This window comes from Roseovarius tolerans (assembly GCF_900109855.1).
In the GTDB taxonomy this organism is placed as follows: Bacteria; Pseudomonadota; Alphaproteobacteria; order Rhodobacterales; family Rhodobacteraceae; genus Roseovarius; species Roseovarius tolerans.
The window spans coordinates 23,123-43,350 of sequence record NZ_FOBO01000014.1 but is presented as its reverse complement, the minus strand read 5'-3'; the positions used below and the strand labels follow the sequence as shown (position 1 = coordinate 43,350).

Below are 20,228 nucleotides of genomic sequence, written 5' to 3'. Positions count from 1 at the left end.
GCCTAGCCATCCTTGCGGATGGTCTCGTTCTTGGGGTCATAGGGGCTGTCGCAGGTGACTGTCGCCTCCCAGAGCCGGTCGAGCATCTTGACCTGCAGCTTCGTGCCTTCGACCGCAAGCTCTGGTTTGACGTAGCCCATGCCGATGGATTTCCCGAAGGCCACCGAATAGCCGCCCGAGGTCAGGCGACCGACGCGGGTGCCGTCCTCGGTATAGAGCACCTCGCGGCCCCAGGGGTCGGCATCTTCGGGCCCGTCGATCAGCAGCGTGCAGCATTTCACCCGCACGCCGGTTTCGACCAGTTTCTCCTTGCCGCGGAACTCCTTGTCGAGATCGACGAAGCGGGGCAGGTCGGCCTCCAAAGGCGTTGCATCGCGGCCCAGCTCATTGCCGAAGGCGCGATAGCTTTTCTCCTGCCGCAGCCAGTTTTGCGCGCGCGCGCCCACCAGCTTCATCCCATGCTTTTCGCCCGCCTTCTCCAGCAGATCAAAGAGGTAGTTCTGCATCTCGATCGGATGGTGCAATTCCCAGCCCAACTCGCCGGTATAGGCGACGCGGATGGCGTTGACCGGGCACATGCCCAGTTCGATCTGCCGCGCCGAGAGCCAGGGGAACCGCTTGTTGGACAGCGCCGTTGCCGGATCGGCGTCCTTGATCACCTCAAGCAGCACGTCGCGCGATTTCGGACCGGCGATGGCGAAGACGCCCCATTGCGTGGTCACGTCCTGAATCTCGATATAGCCGAATTCGGGGGCCATGTCCTCGGCCGCCTTGCGCAGGTAGTCGGCGTCGTATTCCGTCCATGCCCCTGCGGAGACGCAGTAATATTCGTGCTCCTTCAGGCGCACGATGGTGTATTCCGTGCGGGTCGTGCCGTGATCGGTGAGCGCATAGGTCAGGTTGATGCGGCCCACTTTCGGCAGCTTGTTGCAGGTGAACCAGTCGAGGAAGGCGGTGGCCCCCGGCCCCTTGATCAAGTGCTTCGTAAAGGCTGTGGCGTCGATCAGGCCGACGCCCTCGCGGATCGCCTTGGCCTCGTCCACGGCATGTTGCCACCAGCCGCCCCGGCGGAAGCTGCGGGCGTCGTGATCGAAGGTATCAGGTGCGCCCACGGGGCCATAGTAATTGGGCCGCTCCCAGCCGTTGACAAAGCCGAACTGCGCGCCGCGCGCCTTTTGCCGGTCATAGGCCGGGACGGTACGCAGAGGACGGGCGGCGGGGCGCTCCTCGTCGGGGTGGTGCAGGATATAGACGTGGTCATAGGCCTCCTCGTTCTTGCGCGCGGCGAATTCGGTGGTCATCCAGTTCGAGGAATAGCGCTTGGGGTCGAGGCTCGCCATGTCGATTTCGGCCTCGCCCTCGACCATCAGCTGCGCGAGGTAATAGCCGGTGCCGCCAGCAGCGGTGATGCCGAAGCTGAAGCCCTCAGCCAGCCACATGTTGCGCAGCCCCGGCGCGGGGCCGACCAGCGGGTTGCCGTCGGGCGTGTAGCAGATCGGGCCGTTGAAATCGTCCTTGAGACCGCTTTCCTCGCAGGACGGGATGCGGTGGATCATCGCCATATATTGCTCTTCGATCCGCTCCAGGTCGAGCGGGAAGAGGTCGGCGCGGAAACTGTCGGGCACGCCGTATTCAAAGCAGGCGGGCGCGTTCTTCTCATAGACCCCGAGAATCCAGCCGCCACGCTCTTCGCGCACGTAGGATTGCGCATCGGCTTCGCGGATCACCGGGTGTTCCCGCCCGCCATTAGCGCGATAATCGACGAGTGCCGGGTCCTTGTCCATCACGATGAACTGATGCTCGACCGGGATTGCGGGGATCTTGATGCCCAGTTTCTTCGCGGTAGTCTGCGCATGGTTGCCGGAGGCTGTCACGACATGCTCGGCGGTGATCACGATCTGCTCGTCCGAGGGCACGAGGTTGCCGCCCTTTTCGACCATCTTGGTGCAGGTGACTTCCCACGCCGCGCCATTCCAGTGGAACGCATCGGCCTGCCATTTGCGCTCGATCATCACGCCCCGCTGGCGCGCGCCCTTGGCCATCGCCTGGGTCACGTCGGCGGGGTTAATGTAGCCGTCCTCGGTGTGGTAGATCGCGCCCTTGAGGTCGGAGGTCTCGATCAGCGGCCAGCGCTCCTTGATCTGCTCCGGCGTCAGCCATTCATAGGCCACGCCGCAGGTTTCGGCGGTCGAGGCGTAGAGCATGTATTCGTCCATGCGCGCGTCGGTCTGCGCCATGCGCAGGTTGCCGACCACGGCGAACCCGGCGTTGAGCCCGGTCTCTTCCTCCAGCGTCTTGTAGAAATCGACCGAATACTTGTGGATGTGGGTCGTGGCGTAGGACATGTTGAAGAGCGGCAGAAGCCCCGCCGCGTGCCATGTCGAGCCCGAGGTCAGCTCGTCGCGCTCCAGCAGCATGACATCGTCCCAGCCCGCCTTGGCCAGATGATAGGCGATGGAGGTGCCGACGGCACCGCCGCCGACGACGAGGGCTTTGACTTGGGTTTTCATGGCATGCGACTCCCTTGGGGTATGCGGTGTTTGGGCGATCTTTATCAGTCCTGCCAATCCGTGCGAAATTCAGCCGACACAAAGCCGCCCAAAAGCGACGTTTGCCGCCCTCGCCGGTGCAAAACTGAGTTGTGGATTTCCCCTGCCAGCCTTGCTAGCTTGCGCCGCAACGCAGAGACAATCGAAAGACCGCCATGAGCGCCACTGCCCAGAAATCCGCCCCGCTGCCCGATGACATAAGGGCGATGAAGGGCGGGACGCCCATCGTCAGCCTGACCGCCTATACAACGCCGATGGCCCAGATGATGGACGAACATTGCGATTTCGTTCTGGTGGGCGACAGCGTGGGGATGGTGCTGCACGGTTTGCCATCGACGCTTGGCGTGACGATGGAGATGATGATCCTGCACGGGCAGGCGGTGGCGCGAGGGCTGTCACGCGCCATGATGGTCGTCGACATGCCGTTCGGGTCTTACGAGGAAAGCCCGGCACAGGCGTTCCGCAATGCAGCAAAGCTGATGGCGGAAACGGGCGCGGCGGCAGTCAAGCTCGAAGGCGGGCGGCACATGGCTGAAACCATCAACGTTCTCGTGGCGCGGGGTGTGCCGGTGATGGCGCATATCGGGTTGACGCCGCAATCCATCAATACGCTCGGTGGCTACAAGGTGCAGGGCCGGGGGGCGGCGGCAGAGGCGCTTGTTGCGGACGCGCGCGCCGTCGATGAGGCGGGCGCGTTTTCGGTGGTGCTGGAGAAGGTGCCCGCGACGTTGGCCGACGAGATCACCGCCGGTATCAGCATTCCCACCATCGGCATCGGGGCCTCGGTGGGGTGCGACGGGCAGATCCTCGTGGTCGATGACATGCTCGGCCTCTTTACCGCGTTCAAGCCGAAATTCGTCAAGCGGTACGGCAATTTGGGCGAGGATGGCGAGGCTGCGATCGCGGCCTATGCCGGGGAGGTGCGCAGCCGCCGCTTTCCCGCACCGGAACATGTGTTTTCCGACAAGGCCCCAAAGGCATGACCGCCCCGATTCTGCGCGCGCTGAGTGACCTGCGCGATCTCACCCGTCCCTTCATCCGCGCGGGCGAAACCATCGGCGTCGTGCCCACAATGGGCGCGCTGCATGACGGGCATCTGTCGCTGGTGGCGGCGGCCAAGGCGCGGTGCGACCGGGTGATCGTGACGATTTTCGTAAACCCCAAGCAGTTCAACAATCCCGAGGATTTGAAGAATTATCCAAGGACCGAGGTCGAGGATGCGCGCAAGCTGGAGCGTTTTGGCGTTGATGCGCTCTGGGTGCCGGATGGCGACCAGATGTATCCCGCGCATTTCGCGACCACGGTTTCTGTCTCCGGTCTGACCGATGTGATGGAGGGGGCCTGGCGTCCCGGTCATTTCGATGGGGTGGCCACGGTGGTGACCAAGCTTTTCACCCAGACCGCTGCGACCGACGCGTTTTTCGGTGAAAAGGATTACCAGCAATTCATGGTGGTGCGGCGCATGGCGCGGGATCTGGATATTCCGATCACCGTGCATGGCTGCCCGACGATCCGCGACATCGACGGGTTGGCGCTGTCGTCGCGCAACCTGCTCTTGTCCGACCGGGCGCGCACCAAGGCACCCGTACTCTTCGAAGAGATGGAAAAGATTGCCGAGGGCTTGCGCGCCGGAGAGGATTTTTCCGGGTTGCAGGCACAGGCCGAGGCGCAGCTTGAGCGGGCCGGGTTCACCGGGGTCGATTACCTCGACCTGCGGGCGCAGGACGACCTTTCCGCACTTGCCGCCCCAACGCGCCCGGCGCGGCTGTTTGCAGCGGCGTGGCTCGCGGGGGTACGGCTGATCGACAATATCGCGGTGGACTGAGGCTATTGCTTGGCCGCGCCGCGCCGGAACAGGCGCGTCACGATCACGAAGAAGAGCGGCACGAAGACCACGCCCAGCACCGTGCCTGAGATCGTGCCGCTGAGCACGCCCGAGCCGATGGCGTTGCGCCCGCCAGAGCCCGCGCCGGAACTGAGCACCAGTGGCAAAACGCCAAGCGAGAAGGCCATCGAGGTCATGATGATCGGGCGGAAGCGTTGCCGCGCCGCCGTCGCCACCGCCTCGATCACGCGGTCGCCCGCCTCGTGCCGTTCGCGGGCAAACTCCACGATCAGGATCGCGTTCTTGCCGGTGAGGCCGATGACGGTGAGCAGGCCAACCTGAAAGAACACGCCGTTCTCGAACCCGCCGAGCCATGCGCCGGTGAGCGCGCCGACGATGCCGATGGGCATGGCGAGCATCACGGCGAAGGGGATTGACCAGCTTTCATAGAGCGCGGCCAGCGACAGGAACACGGCGGCCAGCGAGAGCGCATAGAGAAGCGGTGCCTGATTGCCCGATTCGCGTTCTTCCAGGGAAAGCCCGGTCCACGCCAGCTCGAAACCCGTGCCAAGCTCTGTGGCAAGCCGCTCCATTTCGGCCATCGCCTCGCCGGTCGAGACGCCGGGCGCGGGAGAGCCCTGCAACTGTACCGAGGGAATGCCGTTATAGCGGTATAGCCCCTGCGCGCCGTAATCCCAGTTGCCTTCGGCGAAATTCGAGAATGGGACCAGCCCGCCGCTTGCGTTGCGCACGCGCCACTTGTCGATATCGGTAGGGGTGGCGCGGGCCTCGGATTCGCCCTGCACATAGACGCGCTTGATCCGGCCCTGATCGAGGAAATCGTTCACATAGGTGCCCGCCCAGGCGATTTGCAGCAACTCGCCGACATCGGTCGGCGTCAGCCCCATCGCCCCGGCCTTGCGCCAGTCGATATCGAGGTTGAACTGCGCCGCGTCCTCTAGCCCGTTGGGTCGCGCCGAGGCGATGAGATCGCTTTGCGCGGCCATCCCCAGAAGCTGATTGCGCGCCGCCATCAGATCTCCATGGCTCTGCCCGCCACGTGCCTGCAGGTAGAAGTCGAACCCCGAGACGTTGCCCAGTTCGATCACCGAGGGTGGCACCACCGGGAAAACCTGCGCGTCGCGGATATGGCTGAACGCACCAAAGGCGCGACCGGCGAGGGCCTGCACGCTTTGATCGGGTCGCGGGCGTTCGTCCCAATCCTTTAGCTGCACGAAGGCGAGGCCCATGTTCTGACCGTTGCCCGAAAAGCTGAAACCGACGACGCCGAACATCGAGTCGACCACTTCGGATTCCTGTTCGAGGTAGTAATTCTCGACCTGTTTCACCACGTCGAGCGTGCGCTCGGCGGTCGATCCCGTCGGGGTCTGGATGAGGGTGAAGAGAATGCCCTGATCCTCCTCGGGCAGGAACCCGGTGGGGGTGCGCAGGAACATCAGCGCCATGCCGAGGGCGAGTGCGAGATAGACCACGAAGACCCGCACCGGGCGGCGCACCGACCAGCGCACCGTGCCGGTATATCCGTTGGTCAGCTTGCTGAATCCGGTGTTGAACCACGCGAACGGGCCGCGTTTCGGCTCATGCCCCTTGGGTTTTAGCAGTGAGGCACAGAGCGCAGGTGTCAGCGTGATCGCCACCACCACCGAGAGCGCCATCGCCGAGACGATGGTGATCGCGAATTGCTGGTAGATCACGCCGGTGGAGCCGGGAAAGAAAGCCATCGGCACGAAGACCGCCGAGAGCACCATGGCGATGCCGACCAGCGCGCCGGTGATCTGGCCCATGGATTTATGCGTGGCCTCGCGCGGCGGCAGGCCCTCTTCCTCCATGATCCGTTCGACATTCTCGACCACAACGATGGCGTCATCGACCAGAAGGCCGATGGCCAGCACCATCGCCAGCATGGTGAGCGTGTTGATAGAGAAACCGGCGGCGGCGAGCACCCCGAAGGTGCCCAGAAGCACCACCGGCAAGGCAAGCGTCGGAATGAGCGTGGCGCGCAGATTTTGCAGGAAGAGCAGCATCACGAGGAACACCAGTCCGATGGCCTCGAAGAGAGTCTTGACCACCTCCTTGATCGAAATCTCCACAAAGGGCGTGGTGTCATAGGGGATCACGTAATCGACGCCCTCGGGGAAGAAGCGGGCGAATTCGGCCATACGTTCCTTGATCGCGCGCGCGGTGTCGAGCGCGTTGGCCCCCGGTGCCAGCGTGATCGCCATGCCTGCCGCAGGATCGGTGTTGAAGCGCGCCGTCGTGGCATAGTTCTGCGCGCCGATCTCGACTCGGGCCACGTCATCGAGCAGCACGAGACCGCCATCGGTCTCGGCGCGCAGCACGATCTGGCGGAAATCCTCGGGCGTGCTCAGCAGCGATTGCGCGGTGATCGTGGCGTTGAGTTGCTGGCCGTCGACTGCGGGCCGTGCGCCGAACGCCCCCGCCGAAATCTGCGCATTCTGCGCCGAGACGGCGGCCACTACTTCGGACGGAGACATGCCGAACGCCGCCAGCTTGGACGGGTCGAGCCAGATGCGCATCGCGTATTCCGAGCCGAAGACCTGCACTGAGCCGACGCCCTCGACGCGGCTCAACTCGTCCACGAGGTTGGTCGACATGTAGTCAGACAAGTCCACCTGTTCGAGCGCGCCGTCGGTCGAGATCATGCCCACGACCATCAGGAACCCGGCCGAGGATTTCTCGACCGTGATGCCCTGACGCTGCACGATTTCCGGCAGGAGCGGCGTGGCCTGACCCAGTTTGTTTTGCACCTGCACCTGCGCGATATCGGCATCGGTGCCGGTCTCGAAGGTCAGCGTGATCTCGGCATTGCCCTGCGAGGTGGAGCGCGACGAGAAATAGCGCAGCCCATCGAGCCCGGTCATCTGCTGTTCGATCACCTGCGTCACGGTATTGGCGACCGTGTCGGCGGAGGCGCCGGGATAGTTGGCGGCCACCGTGACCGAGGGCGGGGCAATCTCGGGATATTGCGCCACCGGCAAGAGCCGGATCGCCAGTACGCCCACGCCCATGATCAGGATCGAGATGACCCAGGCAAAGACCGGGCGGTCGATGAAGAAACGTGCCATGCTTTACGTCCTTTGCCCGGTTATTCTGCGCGCGGTTCGGGGGTCACTGTCGCCCCTGCTGCGGTTTTCTGAAAGCCGGAGACGACGATGCGATCCCCGGGATTTAGCCCCTCGTCCACAACCCATTGGTTGCCCCGGTCCTGCAGGATGCTGATCGTGCGCTCCTCGATCACGTTGTCTTCGTTCACCACCCATGCGTTGGGCCGCCCGCGCCGGTCGCGCACGACGCCTTCCTGCGGGACAAGATAGACGGATTCGGCCACCTCGACGGGCATGTTGACCTGCACATACATGCCGGGCAAGAGCAGCAGATCGGGATTGTCGAACTGCATGCGCAGCGTCACCACGCCGGTCTGCGGATCGACATTCGGCTCGGCGGCCTTGAGCTGGCCGGTTTCGGAATAGTCCGAGCCATCCGCGAGGATCAGCCGCACGGTCGCATCTGCGCCGCGCAATTCCTCTTCGGTCTCGCCGCGCCGCCAGCGGAGCAGGTCGGCGGCGGATTGGGTGACGTCCACATAGACCGGGTTGATATTGCGGATCACCGCCAGCGGCTGCGCCTGGCTGGCGGTCACGAGCGCGCCTTGCGAGGTCTGCGACAGGCCGATCCGGCCAGAAAGCCGCGCGCGGATCGTGGTGCGCGACAGCTCGATCTCGGCGGAGTTGAGTTGCGCGCGCGCCAGTTCCAGCCCGGCCTCGGCGCTGTCACGCGCCGATATCGCCTCATCGAGCGCCTGCTCGCTGGCCACGTTGCGCGATTGCAGTTCGACCAACCGGTTCGCCTCGCGTTCGGCGGCGCGCAGTTGTGCCTCGGCCTGTGCCACGCTGGCGCGTGCCTGTCGGACGGTGGCCTCATAGGTCGCCCGGTCGATCTGATAGAGCGGATCATTCTCGGACACATCCGCGCCTTCCTCGAACAGGCGTTCGATGATGATGCCGTTGACCTGCGGGCGCACTTCGGCCTCGGCGGAGGCGGCGACGCGCCCGGGCAAGAGCGAGGTCAATGTCACGTCCTGCGGCTCGACCGTGAACACCGTCACTGGCGCAGGGCCTTGCCCCTGCTGTGCCGTCAGGGCCGCTGGCATCAGGCAGGCACAGGCCGCGAGTGCAGCCATGAAACGGGGGAGATAAGCCATCACAAGCCCTTTCACGCATAAAGGATTGGCGCGCATGCGTCCGTTGATTTATAAAACTTTAGGGTTTTATAAATATGACGCGTTTGAAAATGGCAAGCGCGCAATTGGGGGCGCACAGTGACTGTGCGGGGATGAATGGGGTCGATACCGGTAAAGCGCCCGCAAATCGGGCAGTGTGATCCGGCACGGCGTGGCCGACCGGTGACATTGTCGACAGACGCCCGGCGCAAGGCGATTTTCGCCGCGCTCGAAGAACTGCATTCGGAGGCTGGGCTGGACGGGGCAACGATGCAGGCGATCGCGCGCCATGCGGGGATGTCGAAGCGCACGCTCTACGATGTCTTTCCGAGCCGGACCACGCTCTTGCGCGCTTATATGGACAAGGTCGCCGAGCAATTCATTCAGCCCTTGTCCACGCCTGAAACTGCCCTGCCGATTGCCGAACGACTGACCCGTCTCATGTCCCGCAATGCGCGTCATCAGGGCTACGGCTTGCCGCTGGAAATCCTGCGGACCTTCATGGCTCAGGTCCCCGCCTGTCCCGAGATCGGGCGTGATCTGGTGGATCGGCTGATGCAGCGGGATCTGCGCATTCTGACCGCGGAGTTGGATCGCGGGGTCGCACGCGCGGAGATCAGCTTGGATGATACCGGGAAGGCCGCAGCACTTTTGCTCGACATGCTGCGCCCGTGGCCGCTGGAATCGCTGCTCGACCCTTCGCGGCTGGCCTCGCCCGAAGGGTTTGCCGCCCGAACGCGGCTGGCCATTGGTGTTTTCCTTGGCGGTGTCATGGCGCGTTGAGTGCGTTCCGTTTCGACGCCGCGACCAGCACGCGGCACAATTGCGCCGCTGCCGTGACCCCGTCGATGACCGGAAACGGCACCGCCTTGGCCACCGCGCCAATGATCGTCACAGCCCCGGCGCATCCCAGTATGGCGAGCGTGGTGCCGGGTGTGACGCGTGTCGATGTACGCGCGAAATACGCGGCGGCGCGGGCGGGCTCTTCCTCCAGCATCAGAACGGGGGTGTCGGCGGCGAGAACCTGCGGGATGGTTGCGCTATAGCCATGCTGCGCGATGTTGCGGGTGATCACCGGAACGGCAGCCTCGACCGTGGTGATCACCGCCGCCTGATCCGACAAGAGGCCCGCGAGCGCGAAACTCGCCTGCCCGATCCCGATCACGGGGCAGGTCGCGATGCGGCGCGCCTCGCTGAGCCCGGTATCGTCGAAACAGGCGATGATGATCGCCTCGGCCCCGATATCCGATGCCTTCCGGATCAGCGTCAGCAGGGGCGGCACCGCGCGCGCGCCATCGGCCTCTCCCTCGATCACGGCGGGGCCTTGGGCAGAGGTCCAGCCCTCGAATTCCAGATCGGGGGCGGCCAGCCGTGCGGCGGTCAGCGCGCTTTGGGTCATGGCCTCTGTGCTGTTGGGGTTGATGAGGATCACGGCCACCGGTCAGACCATCCCCTTGCCCGCGTCCGACGGGCGCTTGCGCCGGCGCGACAGAAGCCAGACCGTGAGAAAGAAGGTGCCGATCACCGCCAGTGAAAACAGCGTGGTCAGCGTGCCGAGCGCAAAGATCACCGGGGTGGTGACATTGGTGGTCATGCCGAAGATTTCCAGCGGCAGCGTGTTGTAGCTGCCCGCCGTGAGCAGGGTGCGGGCGAATTCGTCATAGCTCAGGGTGAAGCCGAACAGCGCGACGCCCAATAGTGACGGCGCGATGATCGGCAGTACAACATGCGCAAAGGTCTGCCAGGGCGTCGCGCCCTGATCGCGCGCGGCCTCTTCATAGCTCTTGTCGAACCGGTTGAAGACCGCGAACATGATCAACAGGCCAAAGGGCAGGGTCCATGTCAGCTGACTTCCAAAACCGGAGGTGATCCAATGCACCCTGAACCCCAGTTGATTGAAGATTAGCCCGACGCCGAGAGAGATCAGGATCGACGGGATTACCAGCGAGGCGATGCTCAGGTAGAACAGCACCGTCGCCCCGGCAAAGCGTTTGCGGAACGCTAGCCCTGCCAGAACCGAGACCACCACCGTCGTCACCATCACCATCAGCCCGAGGGCGAATGACCGACGGAAACTGCCCCAGATATCACCGACGGCCTGTTCTTCGAACAAGTCCCGGAACCAGTGCAATGAGACGCCGTTCATCGGAAAGGTGAGGCCACCTTGCGGCCCCTGGAAACTCAGGATGCCGATGGTCACGATCGGGCCATAGAGAAACAGCACGAACAGACCGAAAAATCCGGCCAGCAGGTAAAAACTCCGGCTGCGTCGTTCCATGCTCACAACTCCTTTCGGATATCGACCAGCCGCAACAGCACGGCGATCACGATCAGCACCGTGCAGAGCAGCACCACCGCCGTCGCTGCGGCCGAGGGGTATTGCAGCAGGCTGATATCGTTCGAGATGAGACGCCCGACATTGGCGCGCTGCGAGCCGGACATGAACCGTACGGTGATGAAATCCCCCATCACCAGCGTTGTGACAAAGATCGTGCCGATCATGATGCCCGGCTTGCACAGTGGCACGATCACGTTCCAGAGGGTCTGAAAGCCATTGGCACCACAATCGCGCGCGGCTTCGATCAATGACCGGTCGATCCGCATCATCGAGTTGAAGATCGGCACCACCATGAACAGCGTGTAGAGATGAACGAAGGCAAGGATTACCGAGAAGTCCGAGAACAAAAGCCATTCCAGCGGCTCGTCGATGACGCCCCAACTGATCAGCGTCGAATTGGCGATGCCGTTGCGGCCAAGAAACGGAATCCAACTGATCATGCGAATGATGTTCGAGGTCCAGAACGGGATGGTGCAGAGAAGGAAAAGTGCGATCTGCCATTTCAGGCTGCGGATCTCGAAAGCCAGGAAATAGGCCACAGTAAAGCCGATGACGAGGGTAAAGGCCCAGGTGATCGCCGCGTATTTGAGCGTGTTGAAGAACACCGTGTAGGTGACTGGAGAGCTGAACAGGAATTGGTAATTGTCGAACTGGAAGGCCGGGTAAATCGAGTATTCTGTCGCGCCCCAGAAGCTGACGATCACGATCATGGCTATTGGGGCCACGAGAAAGCCCAACAGCACGGTCGCCAGCGGGGCCGCTTGCAGCCATCCGACAAGGTTTCGATTTCGCAGCACCCGGCAGCCTCTTCTTTTTGGGAAAAATACTCTCAGGGGGTCTGGGGGGCGGAACGCCCCCCAGTTGGTCGGATCGCCAAAGGCGATCCGATGCCTCACTCAGGCGGCAATGAACTCATTCCACTTGCGGACCATGTACTGGTTTTCGTCCATGACGGAGTTCCAGCAGGCCACCGCGCCCATCCGGTCATAGAACGACCCGCCATCACGGATTTCGCCCACACCGGCAAGCTTGTCATCGAAGGGCGAGGTGATCACGTCAGTGCTTTCCTTGCCCTCGAACCAGTAGCCCCATTCGTTTTCGCTCATGAACGCCTTGGAGGTTTCGGGCACCGCCGAATAATACCCCTGCCGCATCAGGAATCCGCCGGCCCAGCCGCTGAGATACCAGTTGATGTACTCATAGGCCGCATCCAGCTCCATTCCTGAGAGCGACGCCGACAGCCCGATGCCGCCGCCCCAAGAACGATAGCCCTCTTTCAGCGGCTGGTAGACGCAGGGAATATCGCGCGACCGCACGGCGGTGATGGCGGGCGACCACATCGACTGGATCACCACCTCGCCGCTCGCCATCAGGTTCACGCTCTCGTCGAAGGTTTTCCAGAACGCGCGGAACTGGCCAGCCTTCTTGGCTTCGGTGAAGATCGCGATGGTCTTGTCGATCTCCTCGACGGTCATGTTGCCCTTGTTGCCATAGGTGATCTCGCCCATCGCCTCGCAGACCATCGCCATGTCCATTATTCCGATCGAGGATATGTCGAGGATCGACGCCTTGCCCTTGAACTCGGGGTTGAGCAACTCGGTCCAGCTTTCGATCGGACGCCCGATCAGGTCGGGGCGGATGCCGAGCGTATCGGCGTTGTAGATCGTCGGGATCAGCGTCATCCAGCCGCTTTCGGTATCCACGAAATCGGTGCCGCCCGGCCCTTCGACAAAGCCGACCGTATGCGGAGCGGTGCCTTGGGCGATCTCGCTTTCGGGGGTCAGTTTGCCGTCGCGGAAAATGCCGACGATCTTGTCGTAATTCTTGATACGGCCGGCATCCATCGCTTGCAGGTTGCCGGTCGGCCAGACCTTTCTACAGACGAAGTACTCGATATCGGCGATGTCGAAGCTGTCGGGCTGGGTGGCGGCACGCTGTGTCACGCTGTCAGTATCAAGCGCGGTCATCTCAAGCGTGATGCCCAGATCCTGCTTTACCTTGGTTGCCACCTCGTTGAGGTTGGACACCCCGGTGCCGAACTGGCGCAGCACGATATCCTTGCCTTCCTGACCCCAGACCATCGGCGCGGGCAGGGCAGAGGCGGCAAGTGCTGCGCCTCCTGATTTGAGCAGGCTTCGGCGGCTGTAGCGGGTCTTGCAGATCGTCGTCATGGTTGGTCCTCTCCGTTGTGGTCATTTGACTCGGGTCTTTGTTCTTCAGGCTGAAATCGGATGGGCCGCCCGGTCGTCCCATCCCAGACCGATCACCTCGCCCAACTCCCGGGGGTTCTGGAAAAATTCGCGCTCGGGCAAAAGCGCTGTCACCTCCTCGTCGCCCGCCACCACGGAAATGAGCGCAACATGCGTGCCCTGGTATTCGATTCCGGTGACGCGCCCGTCGATACGCCCGGCCTCGGGCGCTGTGACGGACATGACGTCAGAGCGCAGGGCGATCCGTCCCTGTGGCAGGTGCAGCACGTTATGCCCCCCCATGAACCGCGCGACAAAGGCGGAGCGCGGCGCGTTGAACACCTCGCGCGCGGGGCCCGCCTGCTCGATGCGCGCGTCGTTCATCACGATGATCTCGTCGGCGAGGGCCAATGCCTCATCCTGCCCGTGGGTGACATGGATGAAGCTGATGCCGAGGTCGCGTTGCAACCGTTTCAGCTCCGTCCGCATTCGTACGCGCAGAAACGGGTCCAGCGCCGAGAGCGGCTCATCCAGCAGCAGGACCTGCGGTCGGGTGATGAGCGCCCGCGCAAGGGCCACGCGCTGCTGCTGCCCGCCGGACAACTGATCGGGCTTGCGTTCCGCGTATTGCGTCATTTCGACGAGGTCGAGCATTTCATCCGCTCGGGCAAGGCGCGTGGCCTTGTCCTGCCCAGCCATGCGCAGGCTGAAGGCCACGTTGTCGCGCACATTGAGATGCGGGAATAGCGCATAGCTTTGAAACATCATCGCCGTGCCGCGCCGCGCGGGCGGCAGGTGGGATATGTCGCGCCCTGATAGCACGATGGCCCCGTCGCTGACCTCTTCATGTCCCGCGATCATCCGCAGGGTCGAGGATTTACCACAGCCCGACGGCCCCAGAAGACAGGCATAGGTGCCCGCCTTGAAGTGATGCGAGATCGCATCGACCGCCACGGTGTTACCGTAGCGTTTGGTCAGGGAAACGAATTCTAGATCGGCTGCGTTTGTCATCTGGGGTCCCGTTATCGGCATGGTTCAACTGCGGCGAACGGGATCGAATCTCGCAATGGATTCGGCGGTGCGGCGCGGCGCATTCGACAAGTTGCGCGTATTTTGGGCAGGTTCATCGCGGCACGGCGCAATATTGTGCGCAATCATTGTATACAATTCATCTGAAGGCGGGATGTGATTCCACCCGGTATTGTGCACGTGCACACAGGGGCGCATGATTGCCGCAGGAGACCTGCATGAACCATCTCAGCGAATCCCCCCTGTTTATCCAGCCGACGATCACCGGCCCGAGTGCCGCGATCGTCGCGCGGCTGTCACAGGCAATTCATGAGCATCGGCTGGCGCCGGGCACAAAGCTGGGCGAGGACGAGTTGAGCGACGTGTTCGACGTGTCGCGCACCGTCGTGCGCAGCGCGCTTCAGGCGCTCTCGCATGACGGGTTGGTGGAGTTGAAACGCAATCGCGGGGCCTTTGTCGCCAAGCCGACGATCCGCGAGGCGCGCGAGGTGTTCGAGGCACGCGCCTTGCTGGAGCCGCGCACGGCGCGCTCTGCGACGGAGCGGATGACGCGTGCGCATCTTGACCGCCTGCATGCCCATATCGAGGCCGAGCACGACGCTATGGCCCGCGCCGAACACGGCAAGGCCCTGCGTCTGTCCGGGCAATTCCACATCGAAATTTCACATATTGCGGATCAGGCCACGATCGCGGGTTTCATCGAGCGCCTGGTCGCGCGTTCGTCGCTGATCATCGCCCTCTATTGGCAACGTCAGAGTGCGATGTGCGAGAAGCACGCCCATCACGCCCTTCTCGACGCATTCGCGCGCGGCGATGCGGATGACGCCGAGGAACTGATGAAAAACCACCTTGTCGATATCGTGACGACGCTTGATCTGCGCGACCCCGCCCCGCGCGAGATCAGCCTTGGCGAGATCCTTGTCGGGCCGTCCTCACCCGGTGGGCAGGGGTAGTTGCGCGCCTATTGCGGCCCCACGATCTGATGTCAGATATCCTTTAGCAGACGCAATGCGTCGTAGATCGCGGCATGGGTGTTGCGTGCGCTGACCGCGTCGCCGATCCGGAACAGCTGGAACGCGCCGTCCGGGTTGCGCGTGGCGGCCTGTGGCTGACCGGCAATCAGCGCATCGTAATCCATCTCGCCGCCGTTCGAGGACAATGGCTTCAACTCGAAATAGAGATCATCCATCGGCAGGGTGCCGTAGTTCACGACAACCTGATCGTAGCTCTTCTCTGAGGTGAAATCGCTGTAATCGGTGCCGATCGTGGCCTTGAGCCGGTTGCCGTCGCGGGTCACGTCCAAGAGGCGGCGGGTGACGGTGAAGGTCACATCCTTGTCCTGCAGTGCGCGCATGTAGGGCACGAGGTTCATCCCCATGATATCGGGGGCAAAGGTGCGGTCGGGGGTCATCACCTCGACGCTGGCACCGGCATTGGCGGCCACTTCGGCGGCCATCAGGCCGGGGTGATCGCCGCTTTCGTCATAAATCAGCACGTTCTGCCCTGGCTTCACGTCGCCCGCGATGATGTCCCATGTCGTGGTGACAAGGTCCTGTTCCTTGCCGCTCTCGAAGAGTTCGACATTGGGCAGGCCACCCGTTGCCACGATCACCACATCGGGCGCGAGTGCGGCGATGTCTGCGGCCTCGGCCCAGGTGTTGAAATGGAAGGTCACGTCGCGTGCGGCGCATTGCGCCATGCGCCAGTCGATGATGCTGATCATCTCGCGGCGGCGCGGGTTCCGCGCGGTCAGCCGGACCTGACCGCCGGGGTCGGGCTGGGCCTCGAACACCGTCACGTCATGGCCGCGCTCTGCGGCGACGCGCGCGGCCTCGAGCCCGGCGGGGCCAGCACCGACGATGACGATTTTCCTGCGCTCGGGGGCCGGGGCGATCTCGTGCGGCATGGTCAGTTCGCGGCCCGTGGCGGCGTTGTGGATGCAGAGCGCCTCGCCCGCCGCATAGATGCGATCCAGACAGAATGTAGCGCCGACGCAGGGGCGGATGTCGTCCTCACGTCCCTGGGTGATCTTTTTCACGATATGCGGATCGGCCATATGCGCGCGGGTCATGCCGACCATGTCCAAGAGCCCGGCCTGCACCGCATGCCGGGCGGTTGCCACGTCGGGGATCTTGGCGGCGTGAAAGGTGGGCATGCCGGTGACCGCCCTGACCGCGCCTGCGAAATCTAGATGCGGGGCGTTCTTCATCCCCTGCACCGGGATCACATCGGTCATTGCCGGGTCGGTATGGACGCGCCCGCGGATCACGTTGAGGAAATCGACCATGCCGCAATCGGCCAGCTTTTTGGAAATCTCCAGCCCTTCCTCGGGGGTGATTCCGCCCGCCTCGGCCTCATCCGCCGTGTAGCGCAGGCCGACGATGAACTCATCGCCGACACGTTTGCGGATGCCGCGCAGCACGTCCATCAAGAGCTTCATCCGACTGTCGAGGTCGTGCCCGCCATAGGGGCCATCGAGGTCATTGGTCAGCGGGGACCAGAACTGATCGAGCAGGTGTCCGTAAACCTGCAATTCGATCCCGTCCATGCCGCCCGCTTTCATCCGTTCGGTGGCATCGGCGAAATCGGTGATGATCCGCTCGATATCCCAATCCTCGGCCAGCTTGGGAAAGGCCCTGTGCGCGGGTTCGCGGTGTTTCGAGGACGACAGCGACGGCAGCCAATCGCCCTTTGACCAGACGGTGCGGCGGCCAAGATGGGTCAGCTGGATCATCACCGCGCAGCCATGGTCGTGGCAGGCATCGGTCAGTTGTCTGATCCAGGGCACTACCTCGTCCTTGTAGGCGAGGACGTTGTTGAAGACCGGCGGGCTGTCTTTGGAGACCGCCGCCGACCCGGCGGTCATCGCCAAGGCGACGCCCGCACGGGCGCGCTCGGCATGATAGGCGGCATAGCGTTCCTTGGGCATCCCGTCCTCGGGATAGGCCGGTTCATGGCTGGTGGTCATGATCCGGTTGCGCAGGGTCAGATGCTTTAGCTGGTAGGGCTGAAGGAGGGGATCGTTGGACATGGGGCGGGCTCCGTTTGGCCGGGATCGCGATCCAGCCTTTGGTCAGGTGCGTGTTGCTGTCAAGCCCCGGTTTCTACTGGCTCAAGGCGTGGTCTGGAGGGGCGCCGCTTTGCCGCTGCGGAACCGGCCCGGCGCATGGACGAACCGGCCCCGGAAGCTCTTGATAAACACCACCTGTGAGGCAAATCCCGAGGCGACGGCGATTTCCGAAACGCTCAGATCGGTCTCGCGCAGCAGGCCGCGCGCGTGATCCAGTCGCAGGTCGCGAAAGAAACGGTAGGGCGTCTTGCCGCAATATTTCATGAAGAGGCGTTCCATCTGCCGTCGCGAACACCCGGCAGCGGCGGCCAGATCGTCCATGCTGGGCGGCGTTTCGATATTCGCCTGCATTGCCTTGATCGCGCGCACCAAAAGGGGATTGCGGCTGTCGATGGCACTGCTGACCGAGGCGCGCTGCTGCGTGCGTTCGCCCCGGCGCTGCCCGTAAAGGCACATATCGGCCACCACATCGGCAAAGGATGGGCCGTAGTCTTCTTCGATGCGCAAGAGCATCATGTCGGTCGCGCCCACACCGCCGCCACAGGTGAAAATGCCGCCATCCAGTTCGTAGGTGTTGGTGGTGATCTCGACCTGCGGGAACTGTTCGCGAAAGGCGGGCTGGTTTTCCCAGTGCAGCGTCGCCTTGCGCCCCTCCAGCAACCCGGCTTCGGCCAGTGCGATGGCCCCGGTGCAGATGCCGCCAACGCGCCCGCCAAACCGGACATGTTCGCGCAGAATGGCGCGCGCGCCGGGGTGCGACCCGCCGGGCCGCACGGTGCCGCCACAGACCACCAGATCGGTATCTCGGGCGAAGCGTGCCAGCGGCTGATCGACATTGACCGACATGCCGCAGGAACTGCTGACCGGCGCGCCATCCTGGGAACACACCGTCCAGCGATAGAGCGGGCGCTGTGCCAGTTGGTTGGCGATGCGCAGCGGATCGAGCGCAGCGCTGAACGCCAGCAGGGTGAAGTCGGGCTGCAGGAGAAAGGCGAAATGCCGGGACGGGCGGTCGATATCGACGGCGCAATAGGCGGCACCGACCGGGATCACGGCGGGGCGCTCTTCGGTCAGGCCAGAACTGTCACGCATGCTGGTCATCGGCCTCTCCTCGCCGTTGAAGCTGTCCGGTGACAGCTAAGCAGAGGCTTGGCCTACCGGCAAGACGTGACGGATCAGACCTCGCGCGGGCCGACCATGCCCATGATCTCGTAGGTCTGGTGCAGGATCGGTGCGGCGATTGCGCGGGCGCGGTCCGCCCCGTCGGCGAGAATGCGGTCAATCTCGGTCACATCCTGCATCAGTCGCGACATCTCGGTCGAGATCGGCGCGATCTTGTCGACCGCCAGATCGGCCAGCATCGGCTTGAACTCTGAGAACGGCTTGCCGCCCGCTTCGGCCATGACCTGATCGACGCTCATATCCGCAAGGGCCGCGTAGATATTGACCAGGTTGCGCGCCTCTGGCCGGTCCTCCAGCCCCTTGGCCTCGGATGGCAGTGGTTCGGGATCGGTCTTGGCCTTGCGGATCTTCTTGGCGATGGCGTCGGCATCGTCGGTCAGGTTGATCCGGCTCATGTCCGAGGGGTCGGATTTCGACATTTTCTTCGATCCGTCGCGCAGGGACATCACCCGGGTTGCCGCGCCTTCGATCACTGGTTCGGTGATGGGAAAGAAATCAACACCGAAATCGTTGTTGAACTTGATCGCGATATCGCGGGTCAGTTCGAGGTGCTGTTTCTGATCCTCGCCCACCGGCACATGGGTGGCGTGATAAGCGAGGATGTCGGCTGCCATCAGCGCGGGGTATGCGAAGAGGCCGAGCGAAGCGTTCTGCGCGTTCTTGCCCGCCTTGTCCTTGAACTGTGTCATGCGCTGCATCCAGCCCATCCGCGCCACGCAGTTGAACACCCATGCCAGTTGCGTGTGCTCGGCGACCTGGCTCTGGTTGAACAGGATCGAGCGCGCGGGATCGAGGCCCGAGGCGATGAACCCGGCGGCCAGTTCACGGGTGGCATGGCGCAGATCGGAGGGCTCTTGCCAGACGGTGATGGCGTGCAGATCGACCATGCAATAGAGCGTCTGCACACCTTGGTTCTGGGCATCGGCAAAGCGTTTCAGCGCGCCGAGGTAATTGCCGAGATGCAGGTTGCCCGAGGGCTGGATTCCCGAAAACACGCGGGGGGTAAAGGCCGCCTCGGTCATGGCTCAACTCCGTGGTGGATTTCTGTGCCCGCCTCGCTTACCCATGCGCCATTGCCCCGTCAAGGAGAGCCGCAATGCAAGACCCGCAGCGCCACAGCCCGCTCAACCCGGTGCCGCCCTTCGTGATCGCGCTGTTTCTGGTGATCATCGGGGTCGAGGCGATGTTCTCGCTCGGCGCGCGCGGCATGATCGGCGGGCCCGAGGCAATCGGCTGGCGTGCGGGTGCGATCGAGGATTACGGGTTTAACGGCGATATCCTGACATGGATGTTGCAGAACAACGTCTGGCCCGTGGAACATCTGCGCCGCTTCGTGACCTATGCCTTCGTGCATGGCAGCTTCACCCACGCGCTCTTTGCCGGGGTGCTGCTGCTGGCCATGGGGAAATTCGTAAGCGAGGTGTTCCGGCACTGGGCGGTTCTGGTCCTCTTCCTGCTCAGCACGGTTGCCGGTGCGCTGGTCTTCGGTTTGGTGGTGCAGGACCGTCCGTGGCTGATCGGGGCGTTCCCGGGGGTTTACGGCCTGATCGGCGGCTTCACCTATATCATGTGGCTGCGGTTGGGGCAGTTGGGCAGCAATCAGGCGCGGGCGTTTACGCTCATTGGCGTGCTGATGGGGCTGCAACTTGTCTTTGGGCTGATCTTTGGCGCGAATGCGACATGGGTGGCCGATGTCAGCGGCTTTGTCGTGGGCTTTCTTGCGTCCTTCGTGCTCAGCCCCGGCGGCTTTGCCAAGCTGCGCGCGCGCATCCGCCACGATTGAGG

The 20,228-nt window shown here is 63.4% G+C and carries 16 protein-coding genes; 5 read left to right on the top strand and 11 right to left on the bottom strand.

All coding sequences use genetic code 11. The annotated features are described in order from the left end of the window. Positions 1-2: 2 nt before the first annotated feature. Complete coding sequence (locus tag BMX04_RS13730) at positions 3-2,510, bottom strand: GcvT family protein (RefSeq protein WP_074787398.1); 2,508 nt, start codon at positions 2,508-2,510, stop codon at positions 3-5. Positions 2,511-2,704: 194 nt separating this feature from the next. Between BMX04_RS13730 and panB the strand changes: the two genes are divergently transcribed. Together panB and panC are read left to right on the top strand one after the other, a co-directional pair. Then, positions 2,705-3,532 (top strand): 3-methyl-2-oxobutanoate hydroxymethyltransferase, encoded by an 828-nt coding sequence (gene panB / locus BMX04_RS13725; protein ID WP_074787396.1) that lies wholly within the window; start codon positions 2,705-2,707, stop codon positions 3,530-3,532. Further along, positions 3,529-4,374 carry a pantoate--beta-alanine ligase gene (gene panC, locus BMX04_RS13720; RefSeq protein WP_074787394.1) on the top strand — a complete coding sequence of 282 codons (846 nt, stop codon included), beginning with the start codon at positions 3,529-3,531 and terminating at the stop codon, positions 4,372-4,374. The genes panB and panC overlap by 4 nt, the downstream gene beginning before the upstream one ends. 2 nt (positions 4,375-4,376) lie before the next feature. Here the strand turns inward: panC and BMX04_RS13715 are convergent, their stop codons facing one another. Both BMX04_RS13715 and BMX04_RS13710 read right to left on the bottom strand, forming a co-directional pair. Beyond that, complete coding sequence (locus BMX04_RS13715; protein WP_074787392.1) at positions 4,377-7,481, bottom strand: efflux RND transporter permease subunit; 3,105 nt, start codon at positions 7,479-7,481, stop codon at positions 4,377-4,379. Between the two features lie 20 nt (positions 7,482-7,501). Then, positions 7,502-8,617, bottom strand: coding sequence for an efflux RND transporter periplasmic adaptor subunit (locus tag BMX04_RS13710; RefSeq protein ID WP_074787390.1), 1,116 nt, complete (start codon positions 8,615-8,617; stop codon positions 7,502-7,504). A 201-nt stretch (positions 8,618-8,818) separates the two neighbouring features. Between BMX04_RS13710 and BMX04_RS13705 the strand changes: the two genes are divergently transcribed. After that, positions 8,819-9,418, top strand: coding sequence for a TetR/AcrR family transcriptional regulator (locus tag BMX04_RS13705; RefSeq protein ID WP_244888553.1), 600 nt, complete (start codon positions 8,819-8,821; stop codon positions 9,416-9,418). On the opposite strand, the gene BMX04_RS13700 is transcribed toward BMX04_RS13705, so the two are convergent. The 5 genes from BMX04_RS13700 to BMX04_RS13680 form a co-directional block, all read right to left on the bottom strand. Next, positions 9,405-10,073 (bottom strand): aspartate/glutamate racemase family protein, encoded by a 669-nt coding sequence (locus tag BMX04_RS13700; RefSeq protein WP_074787386.1) that lies wholly within the window; start codon positions 10,071-10,073, stop codon positions 9,405-9,407. The two genes, BMX04_RS13705 and BMX04_RS13700, sit on opposite strands and share 14 nt — an antisense overlap. A 3-nt stretch (positions 10,074-10,076) precedes the next feature. Beyond that, entirely contained in the window at positions 10,077-10,913 is an 837-nt protein-coding gene (locus BMX04_RS13695; protein ID WP_074787384.1) for an ABC transporter permease, read from the bottom strand. A 2-nt stretch (positions 10,914-10,915) separates the two neighbouring features. After that, entirely contained in the window at positions 10,916-11,770 is an 855-nt protein-coding gene (locus BMX04_RS13690; RefSeq protein ID WP_074787382.1) for an ABC transporter permease, read from the bottom strand. Positions 11,771-11,869: 99 nt separating this feature from the next. After that, positions 11,870-13,135, bottom strand: coding sequence for an ABC transporter substrate-binding protein (locus BMX04_RS13685; RefSeq protein ID WP_139194566.1), 1,266 nt, complete (start codon positions 13,133-13,135; stop codon positions 11,870-11,872). A 54-nt stretch (positions 13,136-13,189) separates the two neighbouring features. Next, complete coding sequence (locus BMX04_RS13680; RefSeq protein WP_074787378.1) at positions 13,190-14,173, bottom strand: ABC transporter ATP-binding protein; 984 nt, start codon at positions 14,171-14,173, stop codon at positions 13,190-13,192. A 236-nt stretch (positions 14,174-14,409) separates the two neighbouring features. Between BMX04_RS13680 and BMX04_RS13675 the strand changes: the two genes are divergently transcribed. Continuing rightward, the gene (locus BMX04_RS13675; protein WP_139194562.1) at positions 14,410-15,144 is read left to right on the top strand and encodes a GntR family transcriptional regulator; all 735 of its coding nucleotides are present in this window, start codon (positions 14,410-14,412) and stop codon (positions 15,142-15,144) included. Between the two features lie 32 nt (positions 15,145-15,176). On the opposite strand, the gene BMX04_RS13670 is transcribed toward BMX04_RS13675, so the two are convergent. The 3 genes from BMX04_RS13670 to trpS all read right to left on the bottom strand — a co-directional run bounded on the left by BMX04_RS13670 (position 15,177) and on the right by trpS (position 19,465). Further along, positions 15,177-17,222 (bottom strand): NADH:flavin oxidoreductase, encoded by a 2,046-nt coding sequence (locus BMX04_RS13670; RefSeq protein WP_074787376.1) that lies wholly within the window; start codon positions 17,220-17,222, stop codon positions 15,177-15,179. An 81-nt stretch (positions 17,223-17,303) separates the two neighbouring features. Next, the gene (locus tag BMX04_RS13665; protein WP_074787374.1) at positions 17,304-18,362 is read right to left on the bottom strand and encodes a GlxA family transcriptional regulator; all 1,059 of its coding nucleotides are present in this window, start codon (positions 18,360-18,362) and stop codon (positions 17,304-17,306) included. Positions 18,363-18,436: 74 nt separating this feature from the next. After that, positions 18,437-19,465 (bottom strand): tryptophan--tRNA ligase, encoded by a 1,029-nt coding sequence (gene trpS / locus BMX04_RS13660; RefSeq protein WP_074787372.1) that lies wholly within the window; start codon positions 19,463-19,465, stop codon positions 18,437-18,439. A gap of 74 nt (positions 19,466-19,539) precedes the next feature. Between trpS and BMX04_RS13655 the strand changes: the two genes are divergently transcribed. Beyond that, on the top strand, positions 19,540-20,226 hold the full coding sequence (locus BMX04_RS13655) for a rhomboid family intramembrane serine protease (RefSeq protein WP_074787370.1): 687 nt from the start codon (positions 19,540-19,542) through the stop codon (positions 20,224-20,226). Positions 20,227-20,228 lie beyond the last annotated feature (2 nt).

Bases quoted from the DNA above. Each gene is read 5' to 3' on its own strand.
- BMX04_RS13730 (WP_074787398.1), bottom strand. From the start codon at position 2,510: ATGAAAACCCAAGTCAAAGCCCTCGTCGTCGGCGGCGGTGCCGTCGGC.
- panB (WP_074787396.1), top strand. From the start codon at position 2,705: ATGAGCGCCACTGCCCAGAAATCCGCCCCGCTGCCCGATGACATAAGG.
- panC (WP_074787394.1), top strand. From the start codon at position 3,529: ATGACCGCCCCGATTCTGCGCGCGCTGAGTGACCTGCGCGATCTCACC.
- BMX04_RS13715 (WP_074787392.1), bottom strand. From the start codon at position 7,481: ATGGCACGTTTCTTCATCGACCGCCCGGTCTTTGCCTGGGTCATCTCG.
- BMX04_RS13710 (WP_074787390.1), bottom strand. From the start codon at position 8,617: ATGGCTTATCTCCCCCGTTTCATGGCTGCACTCGCGGCCTGTGCCTGC.
- BMX04_RS13695 (WP_074787384.1), bottom strand. From the start codon at position 10,913: ATGGAACGACGCAGCCGGAGTTTTTACCTGCTGGCCGGATTTTTCGGT.
- BMX04_RS13680 (WP_074787378.1), bottom strand. From the start codon at position 14,173: ATGACAAACGCAGCCGATCTAGAATTCGTTTCCCTGACCAAACGCTAC.
- BMX04_RS13675 (WP_139194562.1), top strand. From the start codon at position 14,410: ATGAACCATCTCAGCGAATCCCCCCTGTTTATCCAGCCGACGATCACC.
- BMX04_RS13670 (WP_074787376.1), bottom strand. From the start codon at position 17,222: ATGTCCAACGATCCCCTCCTTCAGCCCTACCAGCTAAAGCATCTGACC.
- BMX04_RS13665 (WP_074787374.1), bottom strand. From the start codon at position 18,362: ATGACCAGCATGCGTGACAGTTCTGGCCTGACCGAAGAGCGCCCCGCC.
- trpS (WP_074787372.1), bottom strand. From the start codon at position 19,465: ATGACCGAGGCGGCCTTTACCCCCCGCGTGTTTTCGGGAATCCAGCCC.
- BMX04_RS13655 (WP_074787370.1), top strand. From the start codon at position 19,540: ATGCAAGACCCGCAGCGCCACAGCCCGCTCAACCCGGTGCCGCCCTTC.